This is a genomic window from Streptomyces sp. UNOB3_S3 (genome assembly GCF_020740895.1).
Lineage (GTDB): Bacteria > Actinomycetota > Actinomycetes > Streptomycetales > Streptomycetaceae > Streptomyces.
In genome coordinates this window covers 1-4,452 of record NZ_JAILXP010000490.1, presented here as the reverse complement: position 1 = coordinate 4,452, position 4,452 = coordinate 1, and the positions used below count along the sequence as shown (strand labels likewise).

Here is a 4,452-nt window from a genome sequence, read left to right as displayed (position 1 = left end):
GTCTTCCTCGTCCTCCCCGTCGTCCGCGCCTTGCGCCCCGGTGTCAGGCGGCGTGGTCCGCGAAGGGGCCGCCGGTGGTGAAGGCCAGTCCGGCGAAGCGTTCGCCGATGAGGCGGTGGGTGGCGGCGTCCGGGTGGAGCCGGTCGGGCAGGGGCGATTCGGCGGAGTCGGCCCGGCCGTAGAGGTCACGGCCGTCGAGGTAGTGGAGGTTCGGGTCCTCGGCCGCCCGCTGCCGCACGACGCGGGCCAGTTCGTCGCGGATGGCGGTGAGGGTCAGTTTCCCGCTCGCGCGCTCCGCCGGGTCGCCCGTGGCCCGGAAGAGCAGCCGCCCACCGCTCAGGGCGGCGAGGTCCGGGGCGCTGGGCCCGGGGGTGTCCTCGTGGATGGGGCACAGGATGGGCGAGACGACCAGCAGCGGCGTGGTGGGGTGGCCCTCGCGGACGGTGTCGAGGAAGCCGTGGACGGCGGGGGTGAAGGCGCGCAGGCGCATCACGTCGGCGTTGACGAGGTTGATGCCGAGCTTGAGGCTGATCAGGTCCGCGGGGGTGTCGCGCAGGGCGCGGGCGGTGAACGGGTCGAGCAGGGCGCTGCCGCCCAGGCCCAGGTTGATCAGCTCCACGCCGCCGAGGGAGGCGGCGAGCGCGGGCCAGGTGGTGCTGGGGCTCGCGGCGTCGGAGCCGTGGCTGATCGAACTGCCGTGGTGCAGCCACACCTTGCGGCCCCGGTCCGGTGCGGGCTCGACGGGGGCGTCGGTGCGCAGGGCGAGGAGTTCGGTGGTCTCGTTGTGCGGCAGCCAGATCTCGATGTCCTTGACGCCGTCGGGCAGGCCGGTGAAACGGACGGTGCCGGCCGGGCCGGGCCGGTGCTCGGCGGTCCCGGTGGCCATGTCGATGGTCAGGGTGTTCCCGCCGGCCGCGTGGGCGCGGCCGGCCAGGCGGCCGTCGACGAGCAGGTCGTACACGCCGTCGGGGCGGGGCGGGACGCCCACGTAGACGCGCTTGGTGGGCAGCGTGTCGAGTTCGACGGCGGTGGCCCGGGTCCGGAAGGCCAGGCGTACGCCGGAGGGCTGGGACTCCGCCATGGCGAGCTGCCCGTCGGCGCACTGGGCGCGGGCCCGGGCGGGCAGCCGGTGCGGCAGCACGCCGTGGGCGGTGCGTTCCAGGTCGAGGGCGCCGCGGAGGATGTCCGCGGTGATGGGCGTGGTGATCCAGTCGTGCTCGGTGGTGTGCATGCTCTCAGCCCGTCGGTCGGCGTTCTCGGGGTGCCCGGAGCAGCCGGTGCCGCACACCGTGGGTGGCGGCGCTCCGGCTCGCGCGGGGCCGTGGTCAGGGGGTGGGGCGGGCGCGCAGCAGGGCGTCGAGGGCGTCCAGGGTCCATGACCAGGACTCCTGCGAGCCGGGGGCGCTGTGGCTGAACCCGCCGCTCGCCTCCAGGCTGACGTAGCCGTGGAAGACGCTGCCCAGCAGTCGCACGGCGTGCGTCTGTTCCGGCTCCGTCAGGTCGTAGCCGCGCAGGATCGCCCGCATCATCCGCGCGTGCCGGACGCCGGCGCTCGCGGCCGCCGTCTCGGGGTCGAGCCTGAGCCGGGCGGCGGCGTAGCGGCCGGGGTGCTCCCGGGCGTAGTCGCGGTAGACGTTCGCGAAGGCGGTCAGCGCGTCCTTGCCGGCCCGACCGGCCAGGGCGTCGGCGGCCCGGTCGGCGAGTTCCTCCAGGGCGAGCAGGGCGATCCTGGTCTTGAGGTCCTGGGAGTTCTTCAGGTGCGAGTAGAGGCTCGCGACCTTGACGTCGAACCGCCGGGCGAGCGCCGAGACGGTCACCCCGTCGAAGCCGACCTCGTCGGCCAGCTCCGCTCCCGCCCGGACCAGGCGTTCCGTGGTCAGTCCCGCGCGCGCCATGACCTTCCCCTCGTTCGGCTGAATCGATTATGCATTTACCTAAAGGCTTTAGGCAAGCGGAGAGGGGCCACTGGGGGCACATACGCGTGGTGGTGGGCGCGAGCCGCGTCAGCGACTGTCCACGCCCACCACCCGGTGCGACACGTTTCAGACCAGCTCGGGCTGCGGCTCCCGCTGTCGCGCCGGCACGGCCTTCGGCTCCCACTGCCTGGCGGTCCGTATGTAGCCGTAGATGACCGAGACCATGGCCAGGATCATCAGCGGTCCGAACACCCACGGCTGTTCGGCCATCTCGACCGACAGATAGCGGTAGGAGACCAGGAGCGCGGTGAAGACCGTCGCGCCATAGGCGACGAGCTGGATTCCCGACCGGTCCCAGCCGCGCTCGAGCGAGCGCAGAGCCGCCTCGATCGTGAACGTGAACACCACGCCGGCGACGATGTCCGTGCCGTAGTGGTAACCGAATCCCAGCGTCGCGCCGAGCGTGGCGATCAGCCAGAACGCGCCGAAGAATCGCAGAATGCGCGGGCCCTTGCGGGAATGGATGAATATCGCGGTGGCCCACGCCGTATGGAGGCTGGGCATGCAGTTGCGCGGGGTGATCTCGTTGAACGGCATATGGTGCGGCACACCGGTCGGCGGCGTGTTCGGCCACAGGTCGGCCACCGCCCAGTGCCCGCCGTCGGCGCCGTAGGCGAAGATCGGCCCGACCACCGGGAAGATCATGTAGATGCCCGGCCCGAGGAGACCGATCACCAGGAACGTGCGCACCAGGTGATGGCTCGGGAAGCGGCGCTCGGTCGCCACGCTGCGCAGCTGGTACAGCGCGACGACGACCGCGGCCACCGCGAGCTGGATGTAGACGTAGTCGAGAACATGGCTGCCGATCGTGCCGGTGGCGTTGACGATCCGGCCCGCCAGCCAGGACGGGTCGCCCAGCGCGTGATCGGCGGTCGCCACGTACTGGTCGAGCACCGTCGGGCGGGTCTTCGACGTGATGAGCAGCCAGGTGTCGCCGGTCTTACGGCCGGTGACCAGCAGCAGGCCCAGCCCGACGCCCTTCAGCAGCAGGGCGCGTTCCCGGCCGGTGCGGCGCGTGACGGCGATGACCGCGTAGCCCAGGACCACCCACAGCGCGCCGTTGCCGAACATCATCTTGGCGTCGAGCGCCCATCTCACCAGGAAGAAGACGACGTCGATGCCGACCGCGACACCGGCCGCGATCCACCGCTCCCGCCAGGTGAGCACCACCATCATCAGCGCCATGCTGGCGTACAGCAACGGCCCCGACTTGGGGGCGAATATCACCTCTCGCGCCTGGTTGGTGATCGGCCCCGGCATGCCGTAGTGGCGCGCGGCGATCTCCAGCGCGACAAGGAATCCGAGGGCCACCACAGCCGCCGCGGTCCACAGCATCACCCGTGGTCGACGCCACGTGTCGGACGCGATTCTGCGATTTATTATAGATATCAATTGTCCGGCCGATTTGTTAGATATTGGGGAAATAGGTTGCTTATCGCGCTGGATGACATGTTTTCTGGCGATGGGCGGGCGTTGGGGGGCGATCGTCTTGTGATCGAACATGCTATCGGAGCGACCGTGAGCCGAACGCGCCCGGCGACTTCGCGAGCGCGGCGAGCCGTGGCTCCCGCCACAACGGCCGGTCGTCCGGGCACAGCGCCTTGATCTCCGTCACAGACGACAGACTGTCCGCTCCCCTCACCTCACGACAAGAGAGGTGATGATCCGTCGGCATACTCTTGGCCCGCGGCACCGTCCGGGAGAAGACTGGGATCATGACGACAACATTGATCACCGGAGCGAACAAGGGGCTGGGCCACGAGACCGCCCGCCGCCTCGTCGCGGCCGGCCACACCGTCTACATCGGCAGCCGGGACGCCGAGCGCGGCCGCCGGGCGGCCGAGCGGCTGGGAACACGGATGGTCGTCCTCGACGTCACCGACGACGCCTCCGTCGCCGCCGCGGCGAAGACGATCGAGGCCGACGGCGGACTGGACGTGCTGATCAACAACGCCGGCATCGAGGAGCGGATGGCGGACGGAGGCGTGGCCGGCCCGGCGGAGATCACCGCCGAGATGATGCAACGGGTCTTCGACACGAACGTCTTCGGCGTCGTGCGGGTCACCCATGCGTTCCTGCCGCTGCTCCAGCGGTCCGCCGCGCCGGTCGTAGTCAATGTGAGCAGCGGCCTGGCCTCGCTGACCCGGACCGCCGACCCGGACACACCGGGCTTCGGCTACCCCGGCGTCGCCTATCCGGCCTCGAAGGTCGCGGTCAACATGATCACCGTGCAGTACGCGAAGGCCTTCCCGGACATGCGCATCAACGCGGTCGAGCCCGGCTACACGGCCACGGACCTCAACCAGCACATGGGACCGCAGACCGTCGAGGAGGGCGCCGAGATCATCGTCCGCATGGCGCGGCTGGGCCCCGACGGGCCCACGGGAGGGTACTTCGACATCGGGGGCCCGATCCCCTGGTGAGTCCGGGGCGGCCGGCGGCCCGCGATGCCGGGCGTCGGCCGGGGGCCAGGGGC

4 protein-coding genes are annotated in these 4,452 nt (G+C 70.9%); 1 reads left to right on the top strand and 3 read right to left on the bottom strand.

What is annotated here, in order from left to right:
* Positions 1-43: 43 nt before the first annotated feature.
* From K6I33_RS32355 to K6I33_RS32345, 3 genes are all read right to left on the bottom strand, one after another.
* Positions 44-1,231 carry a GDSL-type esterase/lipase family protein gene (locus K6I33_RS32355; RefSeq protein ID WP_229358144.1) on the bottom strand — a complete coding sequence of 396 codons (1,188 nt, stop codon included), beginning with the start codon at positions 1,229-1,231 and terminating at the stop codon, positions 44-46.
* 94 nt (positions 1,232-1,325) lie between these two features.
* On the bottom strand, positions 1,326-1,895 hold the full coding sequence (locus tag K6I33_RS32350) for a TetR/AcrR family transcriptional regulator (RefSeq protein ID WP_229358142.1): 570 nt from the start codon (positions 1,893-1,895) through the stop codon (positions 1,326-1,328).
* A 147-nt stretch (positions 1,896-2,042) separates the two neighbouring features.
* Positions 2,043-3,311, bottom strand: a complete 1,269-nt coding sequence (locus K6I33_RS32345; RefSeq protein ID WP_229358140.1) for a phosphatase PAP2 family protein — start codon at positions 3,309-3,311, stop codon at positions 2,043-2,045.
* A gap of 380 nt (positions 3,312-3,691) precedes the next feature.
* Between K6I33_RS32345 and K6I33_RS32340 the strand changes: the two genes are divergently transcribed.
* Entirely contained in the window at positions 3,692-4,399 is a 708-nt protein-coding gene (locus tag K6I33_RS32340; protein WP_229358138.1) for an SDR family oxidoreductase, read from the top strand.
* Positions 4,400-4,452: the final 53 nt, after the last annotated feature.

Coding starts and splice junctions, on each gene's coding strand:
- K6I33_RS32350 (WP_229358142.1), bottom strand. CDS start 1,895: ATGGCGCGCGCGGGACTGACCACGGAACGCCTGGTCCGGGCGGGAGCG.
- K6I33_RS32355 (WP_229358144.1), bottom strand. CDS start 1,231: ATGCACACCACCGAGCACGACTGGATCACCACGCCCATCACCGCGGAC.
- K6I33_RS32345 (WP_229358140.1), bottom strand. CDS start 3,311: ATGCTGTGGACCGCGGCGGCTGTGGTGGCCCTCGGATTCCTTGTCGCG.
- K6I33_RS32340 (WP_229358138.1), top strand. CDS start 3,692: ATGACGACAACATTGATCACCGGAGCGAACAAGGGGCTGGGCCACGAG.